The 17,449-nt window shown below is 40.7% G+C and carries 10 protein-coding genes, 2 rRNA genes and 1 other annotated feature; of the genes, 1 reads left to right on the top strand and 11 read right to left on the bottom strand.

Features of this window, described 5'->3' with window-relative positions; all coding sequences use genetic code 11:
* Window positions 1-48 precede the first annotated feature (48 nt).
* The 6 genes from MKY76_RS00135 to pdxS all read right to left on the bottom strand — a co-directional run bounded on the left by MKY76_RS00135 (window position 49) and on the right by pdxS (window position 7,631).
* Window positions 49-1,644 (bottom strand): amidohydrolase, encoded by a 1,596-nt coding sequence (locus MKY76_RS00135; protein ID WP_342557235.1) that lies wholly within the window; start codon window positions 1,642-1,644, stop codon window positions 49-51.
* The gene (brnQ, locus tag MKY76_RS00130; RefSeq protein ID WP_054548497.1) at window positions 1,641-2,972 is read right to left on the bottom strand and encodes a branched-chain amino acid transport system II carrier protein; all 1,332 of its coding nucleotides are present in this window, start codon (window positions 2,970-2,972) and stop codon (window positions 1,641-1,643) included. Before brnQ ends, MKY76_RS00135 begins: the two co-directional genes overlap by 4 nt.
* 108 nt (window positions 2,973-3,080) lie before the next feature.
* Window positions 3,081-4,415, bottom strand: coding sequence for a sigma 54-interacting transcriptional regulator (locus MKY76_RS00125; protein WP_103117224.1), 1,335 nt, complete (start codon window positions 4,413-4,415; stop codon window positions 3,081-3,083).
* A gap of 141 nt (window positions 4,416-4,556) precedes the next feature.
* The gene (gene serS, locus MKY76_RS00120; protein ID WP_103117223.1) at window positions 4,557-5,837 is read right to left on the bottom strand and encodes a serine--tRNA ligase; all 1,281 of its coding nucleotides are present in this window, start codon (window positions 5,835-5,837) and stop codon (window positions 4,557-4,559) included.
* A 75-nt stretch (window positions 5,838-5,912) separates the two neighbouring features.
* Window positions 5,913-6,132 (bottom strand) — a binding site (T-box leader).
* 49 nt (window positions 6,133-6,181) lie between these two features.
* Window positions 6,182-6,745, bottom strand: coding sequence for a pyridoxal 5'-phosphate synthase glutaminase subunit PdxT (pdxT, locus tag MKY76_RS00115; protein WP_342557234.1), 564 nt, complete (start codon window positions 6,743-6,745; stop codon window positions 6,182-6,184).
* A 1-nt stretch (window position 6,746) separates the two neighbouring features.
* On the bottom strand, window positions 6,747-7,631 hold the full coding sequence (gene pdxS / locus MKY76_RS00110) for a pyridoxal 5'-phosphate synthase lyase subunit PdxS (protein ID WP_257962305.1): 885 nt from the start codon (window positions 7,629-7,631) through the stop codon (window positions 6,747-6,749).
* 102 nt (window positions 7,632-7,733) lie between these two features.
* On the opposite strand from pdxS, the gene MKY76_RS00105 reads away from it, so the two are divergent.
* A complete protein-coding gene (locus MKY76_RS00105) occupies window positions 7,734-9,152 on the top strand; it encodes a PLP-dependent aminotransferase family protein (protein WP_342557233.1) in 1,419 nt (472 codons plus the stop codon).
* Between the two features lie 15 nt (window positions 9,153-9,167).
* Here the strand turns inward: MKY76_RS00105 and asnB are convergent, their stop codons facing one another.
* From asnB to MKY76_RS00080, 5 genes are all read right to left on the bottom strand, one after another.
* Window positions 9,168-11,006 (bottom strand): asparagine synthase (glutamine-hydrolyzing), encoded by a 1,839-nt coding sequence (asnB, locus tag MKY76_RS00100; protein ID WP_281217522.1) that lies wholly within the window; start codon window positions 11,004-11,006, stop codon window positions 9,168-9,170.
* A 99-nt stretch (window positions 11,007-11,105) separates the two neighbouring features.
* Complete coding sequence (locus MKY76_RS00095) at window positions 11,106-12,437, bottom strand: D-alanyl-D-alanine carboxypeptidase family protein (protein ID WP_081010913.1); 1,332 nt, start codon at window positions 12,435-12,437, stop codon at window positions 11,106-11,108.
* Between the two features lie 141 nt (window positions 12,438-12,578).
* Window positions 12,579-14,042, bottom strand: a complete 1,464-nt coding sequence (guaB, locus tag MKY76_RS00090) for an IMP dehydrogenase (RefSeq protein ID WP_004233999.1) — start codon at window positions 14,040-14,042, stop codon at window positions 12,579-12,581.
* A gap of 271 nt (window positions 14,043-14,313) precedes the next feature.
* A 5S ribosomal RNA gene (gene rrf / locus MKY76_RS00085) occupies window positions 14,314-14,429 on the bottom strand.
* Between the two features lie 70 nt (window positions 14,430-14,499).
* Window positions 14,500-17,427: ribosomal RNA gene (locus MKY76_RS00080) — 23S ribosomal RNA — on the bottom strand.
* Between the last annotated feature and the right edge of the window lie 22 nt (window positions 17,428-17,449).

Raw genomic sequence — 17,449 nt, 5'->3', positions numbered from 1 at the left:
GCGATATATATGAAATATGTCGTAGCAGCGACCATCTTCATAACTAATTTATTGAGCTTGAATAGTGGATTGTGTAAAAACACATTCTCCTTCGATATATGTAGCGAATGGTTTTACATGCATAAGCTGGTTATGTGAAAGCGTCAGCAAATCGTCTGTTAGTACAACAAAATTAGCTTCATAGCCCTCTTTTAACTGACCAACGTTCTCCATACGAATCATCGTCTTGGCATCAACTGTGTATAGCTGTAATGCCTCCTCTACAGAGATTTTTTCTGCGGTACCTAAATCTGTTCCATCATAGGCTGTTCGTGTAACAGCTGCTTGTATCGTAACAAAGGGATTAGCCGCTTCTGCCCATGATGTAGCAGGCGCATCTGAAGAGAGCGCTGTCGCAATCCCCCTCTTGAGAAATGTTTGTACACCATATAATGTCTGTGTTTTTTCTAGCCCTAGATTCTCTAAATAACTCTCAATTTCACAAAATAAGAAGATGGGTTGTGGCACAAAGCCTATCCCCCATTCAGCAGCTTTTTGCAAGGCACTTTTAGATGGCATGGCTGCATGCTCAATACGAACAGACGGTGCATCTGTTAACCAAGCCTTTTCCTGATAAAATGTGTCGACAATTAGATCAATGGCTCTGTCCCCCATTGCATGAACCACTAATTGAATACCATATTCTTTTGCTACCGCAGCAGCCGCTAGCAGCTCCTCTTTCGAAGTCATCGCTATGCCTTTTTCATCACTTCCCAAAAATGCCTCAGAAACAAGTGCTGTACGGCCTGAAACACTGCCATCCGAAAATAGCTTAATGCCTCCGATATAGGCTCCTGCAGAACGATCAATAGTATTTGCTGTCAACAGCTCATATCGTTGAATATCTTCCCAGATATAATAAACTGCTACGCGTTGCTTAAAGCCTTTTTCTCGGGCTTTACGATACAGGCCTAAATAATCAATTGGTGCTACCGTGGCCATTAATTCTGTAATACTTGTTACACCATAGGATGCCAAAGTTTGTGATAACTTTAGGAGCCTTTTGACAATCTCTTCTTCAGATGGTGTAGGTAAATGCTGTAGTACTAGATTACGTGCATTTTCACGCAGTACGCCTGTAGGTTCTCCATTTTCATCCCGATCGATTTGTCCACCCTGTGGATCAAGCGTATCCTTCGTAATACCTGCGATTGCTAATGCTTTACTATTAACCGATATAATATGACCACATGTACGCATAACAATAACAGGTAACTCTGTAGAGGCACGGTCTAAGTCCTCTTTTAAAGGCGCTCTTCTTTCCTTTAGTTTCCCTTCATCATAGCCCCAGCCTAATAGCCATCCCCGCTGACTTGCATCATAGTTTGCTAATGCATTAATTATATCCTCAATAGAATAAATATATGGAGGTAAACAAGCCACTTGTTCCATAACATCCGCTAACATAATCGGATGCATATGAGCGTCAATAATCCCAGGAATAATGACCTTTCCTTGTACATCTATTATTTCTCCCTGATAGGGGGGTAAATCTTCCTGTTGTCCAATCCAAAGTATCTTTCCTCCTTCGATTACCATACCAGTTGCAGATGGCTGAATAGTATCTACTGTATATATCTTTGCGTTACAAATAATTTTCATCATTTTTCAACTCCTATTTCTTCTATACCAAAAGTAGATTTTTCAGGATCTTCTGCTTTCAGCACCTTATGCAAAATAGTACCGATAATAAAGCCAACAATAGATGGCATAATCCAAGCAAATCCACTAGACTGCAATGGTAAATGCATGACCAACTGTGTCACACCAGGTATCGTAATTTCATAGCTAGCAAATGTTTCAACGACGCTTACTAGAAATGCAAATAGTACAGTTCCTTTATAGGCTCCTGCATTTGGTACAAAACGATCAAAGGCACCCAGTAGCACAAGTACAATAATGACTGGATAAATTACCAAAAAAATCGGCAATGTAATTTCGACGATGGCACCTACACCTAAGGAGCCAATAGTTGCGCCTACTACACACATAATAAAGACCCACGTTCTATAGCCAAGCTTCTCTTTTGTTAGTTCATTTAAAAACTGTGAGGATATGACCATGACGCCAATCGCTGATGTTAAGCAGGCAAAAACAACACATATAGCTAGTAACGCTTTACCCAAATTACCAATGACACTAAAGGCAATGCCCGCTAATAGTTCTGTATCACTGCCAGGATTTGTGATGATGCCACTACTTGTAGCCCCTAAATAGAGCAGGCCACCATATACTGCAATTAACCCTATTGCAGCAATAGCCATTCCACCAAGCGCGACCTTTTTAGATTGTTTCCCTTTATAGCCATAACCAACTATTGCTGCTAAAAAGATTGGCGCACAAAGAATACCTGTTCCCACATCTCCTGTTTGATATGCTGCTATTATGGAGTTGGCAAAAACCCTTTCTGCTCCTGTATTAATTGCCGCTCCTATTGGGTCTAATACCCCTTTACCAATGAGGATAATAAGGATAAGAACAAGAACAGGCGTCAACCATTTTCCAATCTTATCAATCACATTTGATTGGTCCATCGCAAAGTAAAAGCAAATCGCGAAAAATGCTAATACTGACACAATTAAAGGTACGTTCGGAATAATTTGTGATACTCCTAATTCATGAGTTGTCGCTGACATCCTCGGTATTGTGACAACCATCCCAATACAAACCATCATGACCGTATTAAAGGCTTTATAAAACCAATTTCCGATTGGTCTTGTGAGCGCTTCCACAGTTCCCCCAGTATTATAAATTGCATACACCGCAAGCACAGGTAAAATAACACCCGTTAAGCTAAAGCCCATCAGAGCGGAGATCCATGATTCCCCTGCACTATTTCCTATGGATGGCGGAAATATTAAATTCCCAGCACCAAAAAATATAGCAAATAAGGCTAGCCCCACGATTATCGTATGCTGCACAACTTTAGACATATCCTCAACCCCTTTATAATCGTTTACAGAAGATTTATCTAAATAATAAAAAATTTAATAACACGAAAAAAGGAGATAAATTTTTATCCCCTTTTTGTAAAATTTTTTTTACAACAATTCATATTTTAAACACTTATATTTTAGTAATTGACGAGAAATACCTAAACGTCTAGCTGTTTCCGCTAATCGTCCATCAGTTTCACGCAACTTTTCCGCTATAATTAGACGCTCGTAGGCTTCCGTTAAATCTCGTAAATGTCCAGTTTGGTTGTTTTGCATGATCGATTGAGTTGAATGTTGAACATTTTTTTTAATCCTCTCTGGAACATGTTCAACAAGTATTTCATCCCCAAGCAAATTATTATATGCCGATTCAAGGGCATTTTTTAGTTCACGCACATTTCCCGGCCAATGATAGGCATAAAATAACTGAATTACTTCATTACAATAGCTTACATTTTTCTGTAGTGTATGTTCATTGTAAAATTGTATATAAAAATCAAGGATAAGTGGAATATCTTCCTTCCTTAATCTTAGCGGTGGCAAATCAATTTGAAGAACATTTAAGCGATAAAATAAGTCCTCGCGTAGCCTTTTTTCAGCTAATAGTTTGTCCACATCTTCATTGACAGTAGTAATATACCGTATATCCAAGGGCTCACCATTTAACACTTTTATATCTACCGCATGTAAAAGTTTCGCTTGCAAAGATATATCCAATAAATTAAGGTGGTCAATGAGTAGCGTCCCTCCATTAGCCTCCTGTAACTTTCCACTTTTTGCTTCATTGTCCGAGCCGTATAGCTGAGTAAATATATTATCCTCTGTTAATGTTGAGCAGTTCAAAGTAATAAACGGCTTTGTATAGCGTTCACTTTCATTGTGTATGCCTTGTGCGATTATATCTTTCCCAGTTCCAGTTTCCCCAGTTAGTAAAACTGGTGCACTTTTTTGAGCACTACGACGTGCCTTTTCAAGTTGAGTTTTCATTTCGGCGTTTGTTGTAATGTAATCCTCTAAACGATAGGTTGTATGATTATCTCGATATAATTTATGTCCCAGGAAATTATCTAAGTATTTAATTTGCTTAGTTTCATAAAAATGTTTTGAAAATTCAATGGCACCAATGGCTTTTCCATGCTCCATAATGGGATAGGTCGAACTCAGTGATAAATAACTAAAACCGTTCAATGTTGTCAGTTGTTGTTCATAGTATAAAACTGGCTGCCCTGTTTGTATGACTTGAAAAACAGTACTTGTCTCAGGTGATAAATTTTGATAATTATCAGTCACTGTGCTGTGAAAAAATTCATCTGGTGTTAAGCCGATTTCCAATAATATATTTAAATCTGCTAAATCATAAAAGATTGCACAGCCTTTATCATCTGTAATTAAAACATTATCAAATTCACTGAAAGCCTGTGCAAATTGTTGCAATTCCATGAATTTCTCCCCCTTGTCCCCATGAATATTACCCATTATAACGAATTTTCAAAAATTATGAGAGATTTCAATTTTAGCAACACAAAAAAGCTATTTTAGAACATCCATAAAGGAATTGTCTAAAATAGCTTTATCTGTTGTTTATTTTGGTGCGATTACTTCTTTACCGCCCATATAAGGTCTTAAAACTTCAGGAATTACTACGCTGCCATCAGCTTGTTGGTAGTTTTCTAGAAGAGCAGCAACTGTACGGCCAATGGCAAGACCTGAGCCGTTTAATGTATGCACATATTCTGGTTTTGCATTTGGCTCACGACGGAAGCGGATATTTGCTCGTCGTGCCTGGAAATCCTCAAAGTTAGAGCAAGAAGAAATTTCACGGTACATGTTTTGTGCAGGAATCCAAACTTCTAAATCATATTTTTTCGCTGCAGTAAAACCTAAATCAGCTGTACACATTTTTAACTTACGATATGGTAAGCCTAGTAATTGTAATACTTTTTCTGCATGACTTGTTAGTAGCTCTAATTGTTCGTATGACTCCTCTGGTTTTACAAAACGTACTAATTCTACTTTATTGAACTGGTGTTGACGAATTAAACCACGTGTATCACGACCTGCAGATCCCGCTTCTGAACGGAAGCAAGCACTATACGCTGCAAAGCCTTGTGGTAAAGCTTCAGCCGGTAAAATCTCATCTCGATAGAAGTTCGTTACTGGTACTTCTGCAGTTGGAATCATAAAATAATCTGTTTCCTCTAATTTGAATACATCTTCCTCAAATTTCGGAAGTTGCCCTGTACCTGTTAGGCTATCTCGATTAACAATGACAGGTGGTAGCATTTCCTCGTAACCATGCTCCTCTGCATGTAAATCCATCATGAATGTCATTAATGCTCGTTCTAAACGAGCACCAAGACCACGATAGAATAAGAAACGGCTACCTGTTACTTTCGCGCCACGTTCAAAGTCTACAATTTTTAAATCCGTAGCAAGGTCCCAGTGTGCTTTAATATCAAAATCAAATGTCGGAATTTCACCCCACGTATATTCTTCAACATTGTCGTCCTCTGTTGTGCCTACTGGTACAGATTCATGTGGGATGTTTGGTAAACGCATCATCATATCTTTAAAGCGTTCTTCAACATTATTTAATTGTACATCTAATTCTTTAATTTCATCGCCAACCTGACGCATACGAGCAATGACTTCATCAGCATTTTCTTTGTTGCGTTTCATAACTGAGATTTGTTCAGATACTTTATTGCGTTCTGCTTTTAATTCTTCTGTTTTGGCAATCAATTCACGACGTTTTGCATCTAAGTCTTCAAAGTCATCTAAGTTTCCCAAGTCTTCATTACGTGTTAATAACATCTCTTTAATTTCCGTGAAATTCTCACGGACGCGTTTAATATCTAACATCTTCATACCTCCAATAGTTTCTTCATGATGGAAAATCGTTGCAGCGAAATGAACACAAAAAAGCCCTCATCCCTAAAAAGGGACGAGAGCTACCCGCGTTGCCACCCTAATTGACTAGACATATTTCTGCCTAATCCACTTATTTCATAACGGCATTTCAGCCGGCTACAGCCTACTTCATTCACTTCGACTGTGCAACTCCAGGACGGATTCACAAGTGCTTTTATCAGCTTCCACCAACCGCTGACTCTCTAAAAAAAACGTGCTTGCTACTACTTCCCATCATCGTGTTCAGTTATTTAAAATTTAACCATACTGTACTATATGAAAACAAATTTTGCAAGTCATACCATAGAGGTTACAAAATATTCAAGAATTCGTGTATCCTCTGTTAATTCGGGATGAAACGAACAACCCAATAAATGGCCATCTTGTGCCAAGATTATTTTCCCTTCATGTTGTGCAAGAATTTCTACACCTTTACCTACCGCTTCAATATGAGGTGCACGAATAAATACTGCTGGAATCCCAACACCTACTTTAGGAATATCTAGTTGTACTTCGAAGCTATCCACCTGACGTCCATATGAGTTTCTTGCTAGAGTCACGTCCATCACAGCCAAATGTGGTTCATCTTCAATTAGATCCTTGGCTAATAAAATTAATCCCGCACATGTACCAAGCATCGGTAATCCTTGCTGTGCAAGTCCACGAATTGACTCTAGCAGATCAAATCGATCCAGCAATTTTCTCATTGTTGTGCTTTCTCCACCTGGTAACACAAGTCCATCTAGGTTTCCTAAATCCTTTCTTTGTTTTACTTGAATTGCTTCACAACCAAGAGCTTCTAACATTTGTATATGCTCACGAACTGCTCCTTGTAATGCTAATACACCAATTCGCTTCATGCTACCAACCTCGCTCTTGCATACGCTCGTTGTGTCCAAGCTGTGCAATATCAATCCCCTTCATTGGCACTCCGAGCTCTTTTGATATTTCCGCAATAAGCTTATAGTCTTTATAATGAGTAGTCGCCTCTACAATGGCACGTGCAAATTTTTCAGGGTTCTCAGATTTAAAAATACCTGAACCAACGAAAACGCCATCAGCTCCAAGTTCCATCATTAAGGCTGCATCAGCAGGCGTTGCCACTCCTCCTGCTGCGAAGTTTACTACTGGTAAACGACCAAGACGTTTAATTTCTCTTAATAACTCGAAAGGAGCTCCTAGTAATTTCGCCTCTGTCATTACTTCATCCTCTGTCATTCCTACGACTTTACGAACCTGTGCATTTACTTTACGAATATGGCGAACGGCCTCCACAATATTCCCTGTACCTGGTTCACCTTTAGTTCGTAACATCGAGGCACCTTCCCCGATACGACGGGCTGCTTCCCCTAAATCGCGACAGCCACACACAAACGGTACTGTGTATTCACTTTTTAATAAATGGTACTCTTCATCTGCTGGTGTTAAAACTTCACTTTCATCAATATAATCAACACCCATTGCTTCTAAGACACGTGCTTCAACAATATGACCAATACGTGCTTTGGCCATCACAGGAATAGTTACAGCCCCCATCACTTCCTCAACAATACGAGGATCGGCCATGCGTGCAACGCCACCTGCTTTCCGAATATCTGACGGTACTCTTTCTAATGCCATAACTGCTACAGCACCTGCAGCTTCTGCAATTTTTGCTTGCTCTGCATTAATGACATCCATAATGACGCCGCCTTTTTGCATTTCTGCCATTCCACGCTTTACTAGCTCTGTACCTGTTTGTTTCATTTTCTAACCTCCACCTTTATGATGAAGTTTAGTATAATAGAAATTGACCATATCAAAATATCCAGTTTTTAAAATATTTACAGGGTCAGGAGGTTCCAGATCATGGATATGCTTTTATTCCAGCTTGAAAGAGATAGTGATAAACCGCTTTATGATCAGCTTTATAACGGTATTAAAGAAGCTATTATTTCTAAAAAAATAACTGTAGGAGAAAAACTGCCTTCAAAAAGAAAATTAGCTGATTTTTTAAACATTTCCCAAACAACAATTGAAATTGCCTATGCTCAGCTTTTAGCTGAAGGCTATATTATGTCCAAATCACGTATTGGCTATTTTGTAGAAGAAATAGATGAACTGCCCTACATTCAACAAGATACTATGGCGTCCATTAATGAATATACTAAGAAAAAGTCTTACAAAATCGATTTTAATCCAGGATCTATTGATATCGATGCTTTTCCATTTCAAACATGGAGAAAGTATGCAAAAGAGCTTTTTGACGATACCTCAAAGGAGCTATTATTAACAGGGGAACCACAAGGTGAACTGTCTTTACGCACAGAGATTGCTAATTATTTATATCAATCCCGTGGTGTTGTATGCCACCCTGAACAAATTGTTATTGGTTCAGGGACGGAGCAGCTCCTCCCTATGATTCTCCGTCTTTTTAGTGAGGACACCAGCTTTGCATTAGAAAACCCAGGATACCCTGCCGTCCATCGAATGTTTTCGCAGCATAAACGAAAAGTTTATCCAATTGCAGTTGATGAAGAGGGCATAATTATTCATGATCTGGAAAAAACAAATGCTAATGTTGTGTATATTACACCCTCACATCAATTCCCAACTGGGGCTGTATTATCTGCTACAAGACGAGCACAAGCTTTAAATTGGGCGGCACAAAGCACCTCTCGTTATATTATTGAGGATGATTATGATTCGGAATTTCGTTATGCTGGAAAACCAATTCCTGCCCTACACGCATTAGATCGAAACGATAAAGTTATTTACATGAGTACTTTTACTAAATCTTTAATGCCATCCTTGCGAGTAGCTTATTTAGTACTTCCACCTAAACTACTTGCTACTTATAACGATGTCTTTAATTATTACTCATCAACCGTGCCTCGTTTTGATCAGCATATTGTGGCAAATTTTATGGGTGATGGGCATTTTGCAAAGCATCTCAATCGTATGCGTAAAATTTATCGTAAAAAACATGATAAACTAACTTCTATTTTAGAAAAATATTCATCATCCATTAACATTACTGGTGAACAAGCGGGTATGCATATTTTATTAGAGGTTCAACACACATTCTCAGAAAAACAATTACAACAGCTTGCCTCTCAAGCAGAGATCGGTATTTATCCATTATCAGCCTATAGACTAGATCATTATGAATCTTCACAAGCTCAATTTTTATTAGGTTTTGGAGGGATTCCCGTACAAGCAATCGAATCATCCATTGAGCAGTTGATGGATTGCTGGAGTATACAAAAAAATGACCCATCTACGTAGATGGGTCGTTTTATATTAAGTCTCAATTAATTGAATTTGATAATGCTCAAACCAAGTATGAATTTGCCCTAGATAAGCTAAAAGCTGGGGACCTGCCATTAATTGCCCATACCACGGAACCTGAAAAGAGCTACCTCCCGATTCAATTAACTCCGCAAGCTTTTGTCGTTCAAATAGTTCATGCAAAATTGAATTTTTATCATGTAGAATTTCCTTCAACCATTTTTGCACTCCTGCTGTATAGACAGGATGATATGTTTTTGGATAAGGATTTTTTTTACGATATAACACTTCATTCGGCAATAGATGTGCCATTGATTTTCGAAGTAATCCTTTTTCTATTCCATCTAAATTCTTCATTTCCCACGGAATATTCCAGGCATATTCTACAAGCCGATGATCTGCAAAAGGGACACGTACCTCTAAACTTGCCCCCATACTCATACGATCCTTCCGCTCTAATAATGTTTGCATGAACCATAGCATATTTAAGTAGGACATTTCACGATGCTTTGCCTCTGCTAGACCTTCTCCATCTAGCAAAGGAACTTCAGCTATTGTTTGTAAATATAGTTGTTGTGCATAGGCTTCAATTTTTAATTTTTTGTTCCACTTCTCTTGGAGTAATGCACTTCTTGCAGACAATGAACGGATCCAAGGGAAACCAGTAGTCCTATCTTTAAACCATGGATAACCACCAAAAATTTCATCTGCACACTCTCCTGATAGCGCTACAGTAAATTCCCTTTTTATTTCACGACAAAACCATAATAACGAAGAATCTACATCTGCCATACCTGGGGAATCACGAACAATGACCGATTCCACTAATAAATCAATTAACTGTTGCTGAGTGATTTCCTCTGCGTGGTGAGCTGTCTTGAAAGTTTCTGTCATTTTTTGAATCCAGTACGTATCCGTGGAGGTCTGGAAAGAATGTGGGTTAAAGAAGCGCTCATTATCTTCATAATCAATAGAATACGTATGCAATTGATGGTTTTGCTGTTGGAATCTATTTGCTGCAATGCCTGTAATAATACTGGAATCTAGTCCTCCTGAAAGAAACGTACAAATGGGTACATCCGAAACTAGCTGACGTTCTATAGCATCCGTTAACAAAAAACCAACATGTTCAATTGTTTCTCCTAATGTTTCTTCATGTCTACGGCTTTGTAGTTGCCAATACGGCCACTTTCTTAAACCTTCTTCTCTAGAGAATCGCATAGCATAGCCAGGTCGTAATTCTTCAATATTTTGAAAAAGGGTTTTACCTGGCGCTCTAGAAGGTCCTACAGCCATCATACTTGCCAACCCTTCAACGTTTACACATGCTTGAACCGTAGGGTGTGCTAGCAGAGCCTTCACCTCAGATGCAAAAAGTACACCTTCTTGTTGCTCTGTATAATACAAGGGTTTTACGCCTAGTCGGTCTCGACACAAAAATAAAGACTGTGTTTGCTCATCCCAAACACCGAAGGCAAAAATACCATTTAGAAATTCTACACACTGCTCTTTCCATTCAATATAGGCAGTTAATAGTACTTCAGTATCTGATTGTGTTGTAAAGCTGTGCCCTCTTTTTTGAAGTTCCTTACGTAGCTCCTCTGTATTATAAAGTTCGCCATTATATGTAATGACATAGTTCAAACCATCATGGATTTTTTTCATTGGCTGTTTGCCACCGATTAAATCAATAACAGCCAACCGTCGATGGCCAAATGCAATATGCTCACTACACCAAATATTTTCATCATCTGGCCCTCTCTTATTTAATGTTTGCGTCATCGATTTTAATATTGTGTCACTTGTTCTTAAGTCCTTTTGAAAACTAGCCCAGCCTGTAATGCCACACATTTAGCCACATCCTTTCGCCTATTAGCGTATGCTATAGCGTGTAAAAATGTGAAAAAGCACATGGATGCTTAAGTGCATTCATGTGCTCGTATTTAAATATTAAAACAATCCACCAACAAAGTCTGTAATGCCTCCCCATAAATTACCGAAGAAGTTACCTACACCTTGGAAGAACAATGAGATACCGCTAGCACGCTCTACAGCCTCTGTTGTGACAACATCGGATGAAATATCCTTGCCATCGATAAAGCCGTAATCTGTGCCTTCTGTGCGTTCAATAACGACCTTTCCTACAACAGTGCCTTTTTTAACGTCTGCCTCTAAACTCTTTTTATCTAAAACCAATGTAGGTTTATATAAGTCTTTATCAGAAGACTTAATCATAAATGAAATTGGTTCTTTTACTGCAATCGATACTTTGTCTTCTTTACCTTTTGTCACTTTAACTGTTTTTTGATCTTTGAATGTATAGTTCCCTGGTAAAATTTCTTGCTTTGAGAATTGTGAAAAGCCGTAGTTAAATAATTTCGCTGTGGCATCAAAGCGAGCTTCATAGGACCCTTGTCCATTTGCATCAACAGCTTTCATTACAACTGCAATCAAACGAGTACCATTGCGCTCTGCAGTACCTGTGAAGCAGTGACCTGCAAAGTTTGTTGTACCTGTCTTTAATCCATCTACACCTTGATATTCATACACTAACCCCGGTAACATAAAGTTCCAGTTAGACATTTTAATTGCATCTTCTGTTCCTTCACGGAATGTCTTTTTTGCAATTTTAGATGTTTCTAATACCTTTGGGTGATCTTTTAATAAATGATATGCTAATTTTGCTACAGATTTTGCAGGCATCACATTCTCATCTTCTGGGCCTGTGCCTGATGGATGCATACCAAATAAATCAGCATTATTAAGACCAGTAGAATTGACAAATTTATAGCCCTCTAAACCAAGTTCTTCTGCTTTTTTATTCATTAACTTTAAAAATTCAGTTTCAGAACCTGCGATCGTTTCAGCAATAGCTACGGTTGCTGCATTTGCTGAATAGATTGCCATTGCCTCATATAACTCACGAATCGTATAAGAGCCATCTCTACGTAAAGGTACATTACTTAATGCACGATTTTGAGACATACGATACGTATAATCTGTTACGTGATATTCTTGATCCCATTTAACTTTCCCTGCATCAATCGCGTCCAATAACAGGTATTCAGTCATCATCTTTGTCATACTTGCAATACCTAGTGAAGTATCTGCATTTTGTTCAAATAAAATTTTCCCTGAATCTGCATCAATTAAAATCGCAGCATCCACTGTTAATCCTAAATCTGTTTCCGCATTTGCCTTTGCAGGAATACCTGCAAAAATACTAAATAATAAAACAGGAATTAGGAGTAAGCGTAATACGGTGTTCATTTTCTTTTTCACCTTTAAAGCCCTCCAAAAAATAATCTTGTCCTCGACATTTTATCATAGATAACAACAAACGTGTTGACTCTCTACCATAAAAAAATGCTCTCGCGCCATCTTTGTAGACGATGCGAAAGCATAAAAGTTGCAAGTAATATATTACATGGAATAGTTTGGTGATTCTTTTGTAATCTGTACATCATGTGGATGTGATTCACGAAGACCAGCACCTGTCATTCTAACAAATTGTGCATTCTCGCGTAGGTGCTCCAGATGTGGAGCTCCACAATAACCCATTCCAGCGCGAATACCACCAATCAGTTGGTAGATTGTATCAGCTAATGGTCCTTTATAAGGAAGACGGCCTTCAATACCTTCAGGTACTAATTTTTTTGCATCCTCTTGGAAGTAACGATCTTTAGAACCTTTTTCCATTGCGCCGATAGAACCCATACCACGATAAACTTTAAAGCGACGGCCTTGGAAGATTTCTGTTTCTCCAGGAGATTCAGATGTACCTGCTAGAAGAGAACCAAGCATTACAACGTTGCCTCCAGCTGCTAGAGCTTTTACGATATCACCAGAGTATTTAATACCACCATCAGCAATTATTGTTTTACCTAGCTCACGAGCTACTGTAGCACAATCATATACTGCTGTAATTTGTGGTACACCTACACCTGCTACAACACGTGTAGTACAAATAGAACCAGGACCGATACCTACTTTAACAACATCTGCTCCTGCTTCAAATAATGCACGTGCGCCTTCTCCAGTAGCAACATTACCAGCGATGATTTCTAGCTCAGGGTAAGTCTCACGGATTGAGCGAATTGTTTGTAATACGCCTTCTGAATGACCATGGGCCGTATCGATTACAACAATGTCAACTTGTGCTTCAACAAGCTTCTCAATACGTACCATCGTATCTTTTGATACACCAACTGCCGCGCCTACTAATAAACGGCCATGTGTATCTTTCGCAGCATTCGGGAATTCAATCACTTTCTCGATATCCTTAATTGTAATAAGTCCAGTTAATCTACCTTCTTCATCTACAATTGGAAGCTTTTCGATTTTATATTGTTGAAGAATTTTTTCAGCATCCTCTAAAGTCGTTCCCACTGGTGCTGTAATCAAATCTTCTTTCGTCATTACATCTTCAATTTTTAAAGAGTAGTCAGAGATAAAACGTAAATCACGGTTTGTAATAATCCCTACTAGCTTTTGATTTTCCATACTATCAACAATAGGAACACCAGAGATTCGGTATTTACCCATTAGATGCTCAGCATCGAAAACTTGATGTGTCGGAGTTAAGAAGAATGGGTTTGTAATAACACCATTTTCAGAACGTTTTACTTTTTCTACTTGTTCAGCTTGCTCATCAATCCCCATGTTTTTATGGATAATACCGATACCGCCTTGACGTGCCATAGCAATCGCCATTTTAGACTCTGTAACTGTATCCATACCTGCGCTGACCATTGGGATGTTTAATTTAATCTTTGGTGTTAATTGAACAGATAAATCAACATCTTTCGGTAGTACTTCGGAATGAGCTGGTACTAATAATACATCATCAAAAGTTAAACCTTCTTTGGCAAATTTAGTCTCCCACATTTTCGTAACTTCCTCCTATAGTTAAAAGAATATTAATTGTAAGATTAACAACGTGGACTGCTACTGTCAAGGAACTTATAAAAGAAAGACAATTCAGATTTTTAACAAATAACAATTAAGATAAACAATACAAATAATTAACTACATTTTCGAGGCATTTATTTGCATTTTTTAAATTCAGAAAACACTTTTGAACAATCTCTTTAGTAGAGTTAAAAGTTATCAAAAGAGAAAGTAAAAAAACAGCCAGCATACAGCTGACTGTTTTATTGCCTAGCGACGTCCTACTCTCACAGGGGGAAGCCCCCAACTACCATCGGCGCTAAAGAGCTTAACTTCCGTGTTCGGTATGGGAACGGGTGTGACCTCTTTGCCATCATCACTAGACTTTGTATTTAATTGAAAGATTTATTCTTTCAAAACTGAATAAACGGCGCATTGAATGTTTCAAACTTTTTTGGTTAAGTCCTCGATCGATTAGTATTCGTCAGCTCCATGTGTCACCACACTTCCACCTCGAACCTATCTACCTCATCGTCTTTGAGGGATCTTACTTACTTGCGTAATGGGAAATCTCATCTTGAGGGGGGCTTCATGCTTAGATGCTTTCAGCACTTATCCCGTCCACACATAGCTACCCAGCGATGCCTTTGGCAAGACAACTGGTACACCAGCGGTGTGTCCATCCCGGTCCTCTCGTACTAAGGACAGCTCCTCTCAAATTTCCTACGCCCACGACGGATAGGGACCGAACTGTCTCACGACGTTCTGAACCCAGCTCGCGTACCGCTTTAATGGGCGAACAGCCCAACCCTTGGGACCGACTACAGCCCCAGGATGCGATGAGCCGACATCGAGGTGCCAAACCTCCCCGTCGATGTGGACTCTTGGGGGAGATAAGCCTGTTATCCCCGGGGTAGCTTTTATCCGTTGAGCGATGGCCCTTCCATGCGGAACCACCGGATCACTAAGCCCGTCTTTCGACCCTGCTCGACTTGTAGGTCTCGCAGTCAAGCTCCCTTGTGCCTTTACACTCTACGAATGATTTCCAACCATTCTGAGGGAACCTTTGGGCGCCTCCGTTACCTTTTAGGAGGCGACCGCCCCAGTCAAACTGTCCGCCTGACACTGTCTCCTGCCCCGCTAAGGGGCATGGGTTAGAATTTCAATACAACCAGGGTAGTATCCCACCGACGCCTCCTTCGAAGCTGGCGCTCCGAGATCTCTGGCTCCTACCTATCCTGTACAAGTTGTACCAAAATTCAATATCAGGCTACAGTAAAGCTCCACGGGGTCTTTCCGTCCTGTCGCGGGTAACCTGCATCTTCACAGGTACTATAATTTCACCGAGTCTCTCGTTGAGACAGTGCCCAGATCGTTACGCCTTTCGTGCGGGTCGGAACTTACCCGACAAGGAATTTCGCTACCTTAGGACCGTTATAGTTACGGCCGCCGTTTACTGGGGCTTCAATTCGCAGCTTCGCTTGCGCTAACCACTCCTCTTAACCTTCCAGCACCGGGCAGGCGTCAGCCCCTATACGTCACCTTACGGTTTTGCAGAGACCTGTGTTTTTGCTAAACAGTCGCCTGGGCCTATTCACTGCGGCTCTCATGCGCTTGCACGCTCAAGAGCACCCCTTCTCCCGAAGTTACGGGGTCATTTTGCCGAGTTCCTTAACGAGAGTTCTCTCGCACACCTTAGGATTCTCTCCTCGACTACCTGTGTCGGTTTGCGGTACGGGCACCTCTCACCTCGATAGAGGCTTTTCTTGGCAGTGTGAAATCAGGAACTTCGTCCATACGGACTCGCCATCACAGCTCAACGTTACAGTGTGCGGATTTGCCTACACACACGCCTTACTGCTTGGACGCGCACAACCAACGGCGCGCTTACCCTATCCTACTGCGTCCCCCCATTTCTCAAACGGTGAGGAGGTGGTACAGGAATATCAACCTGTTGTCCATCGCCTACGCCTATCGGCCTCGGCTTAGGTCCCGACTAACCCTGAGCGGACGAGCCTTCCTCAGGAAACCTTAGTCATACGGTGGACGGGATTCTCACCCGTCTTTCGCTACTCATACCGGCATTCTCACTTCTAAGCGCTCCACCAGTCCTTCCGATCTGACTTCAACGCACTTAGAACGCTCTCCTACCACTGACATCGTAGATGTCAATCCACAGCTTCGGTGAATCGTTTAGCCCCGATACATTTTCGGCGCAGCGTCACTCGACCAGTGAGCTATTACGCACTCTTTAAATGATGGCTGCTTCTAAGCCAACATCCTGGTTGTCTGTGCAACGCCACATCCTTTTCCACTTAACGATTACTTTGGGACCTTAGCTGGTGGTCTGGGCTGTTTCCCTTTTGACTACGGATCTTATCACTCGCAGTCTGACTCCCGTGTATAAATATCTGGCATTCGGAGTTTGTCTGAATTCGGTAAACCGGGATGGCCCCCTAGTCCAAACAGTGCTCTACCTCCAGTATTCTCATCACGAGGCTAGCCCTAAAGCTATTTCGGAGAGAACCAGCTATCTCCAAGTTCGATTGGAATTTCTCCGCTACCCACACCTCATCCCCGCACTTTTCAACGTGCGTGGGTTCGGGCCTCCAGTAAGTGTTACCTCACCTTCACCCTGGACATGGGTAGATCACCTGGTTTCGGGTCTACGACCACGTACTATTTCGCCCTATTCAGACTCGCTTTCGCTGCGGCTCCGCCTTCTAAAGCTTAACCTCGCACGTAATCGTAACTCGCCGGTTCATTCTACAAAAGGCACGCTATCACCCATTAACGGGCTCTAACTACTTGTAGGCACACGGTTTCAGGATCTCTTTCACTCCCCTTCCGGGGTGCTTTTCACCTTTCCCTCACGGTACTGGTTCACTATCGGTCACTAGGTAGTATTTAGCCTTGGGAGATGGTCCTCCCGGATTCCGACGGAATTTCACGTGTTCCGCCGTACTCAGGATCCACTCAGGAGAGAACGAACTTTCGACTACAGGGCTTTTACCTGCTCTGGCGGACCTTTCCAAGTCGCTTCATCTAACTCGCTCTTTTGTAACTCCGTATAGAGTGTCCTACAACCCCAAGAGGCAAGCCTCTTGGTTTGGGCTCTTCCCGTTTCGCTCGCCGCTACTCAGGGAATCGATTTTTCTTTCTCTTCCTCCAGGTACTTAGATGTTTCAGTTCCCTGGGTCTGCCTTCAAGACGCTATGTATTCACGTCAAGATACTACGCGATTAAACGTAGTGGGTTCCCCCATTCGGAAATCTCCGGATCAAAGCTCACTTACAGCTCCCCGAAGCATATCGGTGTTAGTGCCGTCCTTCTTCGGCTCCTAGTGCCAAGGCATTCGCCGTGCGCCCTTAATAACTTAACCAAGTTATTAAGCCTATAAAAAA

This window comes from Lysinibacillus sp. FSL P4-0201 (assembly GCF_038593425.1).
GTDB classification, from domain to species: Bacteria; Bacillota; Bacilli; order Bacillales_A; family Planococcaceae; genus Lysinibacillus; species Lysinibacillus capsici.
Note: the sequence above shows the minus strand (reverse complement) of the source record. Positions and strands in the feature narration are given on the sequence as shown.

Excerpts from the sequence above, each read along its gene's own strand:
- MKY76_RS00135 (WP_342557235.1), bottom strand. The coding sequence starts at position 1,644 with ATGATGAAAATTATTTGTAACGCAAAGATATATACAGTAGATACTATT.
- brnQ (WP_054548497.1), bottom strand. The coding sequence starts at position 2,972 with ATGTCTAAAGTTGTGCAGCATACGATAATCGTGGGGCTAGCCTTATTT.
- MKY76_RS00125 (WP_103117224.1), bottom strand. The coding sequence starts at position 4,415 with ATGGAATTGCAACAATTTGCACAGGCTTTCAGTGAATTTGATAATGTT.
- serS (WP_103117223.1), bottom strand. The coding sequence starts at position 5,837 with ATGTTAGATATTAAACGCGTCCGTGAGAATTTCACGGAAATTAAAGAG.
- pdxT (WP_342557234.1), bottom strand. The coding sequence starts at position 6,745 with ATGAAGCGAATTGGTGTATTAGCATTACAAGGAGCAGTTCGTGAGCAT.
- pdxS (WP_257962305.1), bottom strand. The coding sequence starts at position 7,631 with ATGAAACAAACAGGTACAGAGCTAGTAAAGCGTGGAATGGCAGAAATG.
- MKY76_RS00105 (WP_342557233.1), top strand. The coding sequence starts at position 7,734 with ATGGATATGCTTTTATTCCAGCTTGAAAGAGATAGTGATAAACCGCTT.
- asnB (WP_281217522.1), bottom strand. The coding sequence starts at position 11,006 with ATGTGTGGCATTACAGGCTGGGCTAGTTTTCAAAAGGACTTAAGAACA.
- guaB (WP_004233999.1), bottom strand. The coding sequence starts at position 14,042 with ATGTGGGAGACTAAATTTGCCAAAGAAGGTTTAACTTTTGATGATGTA.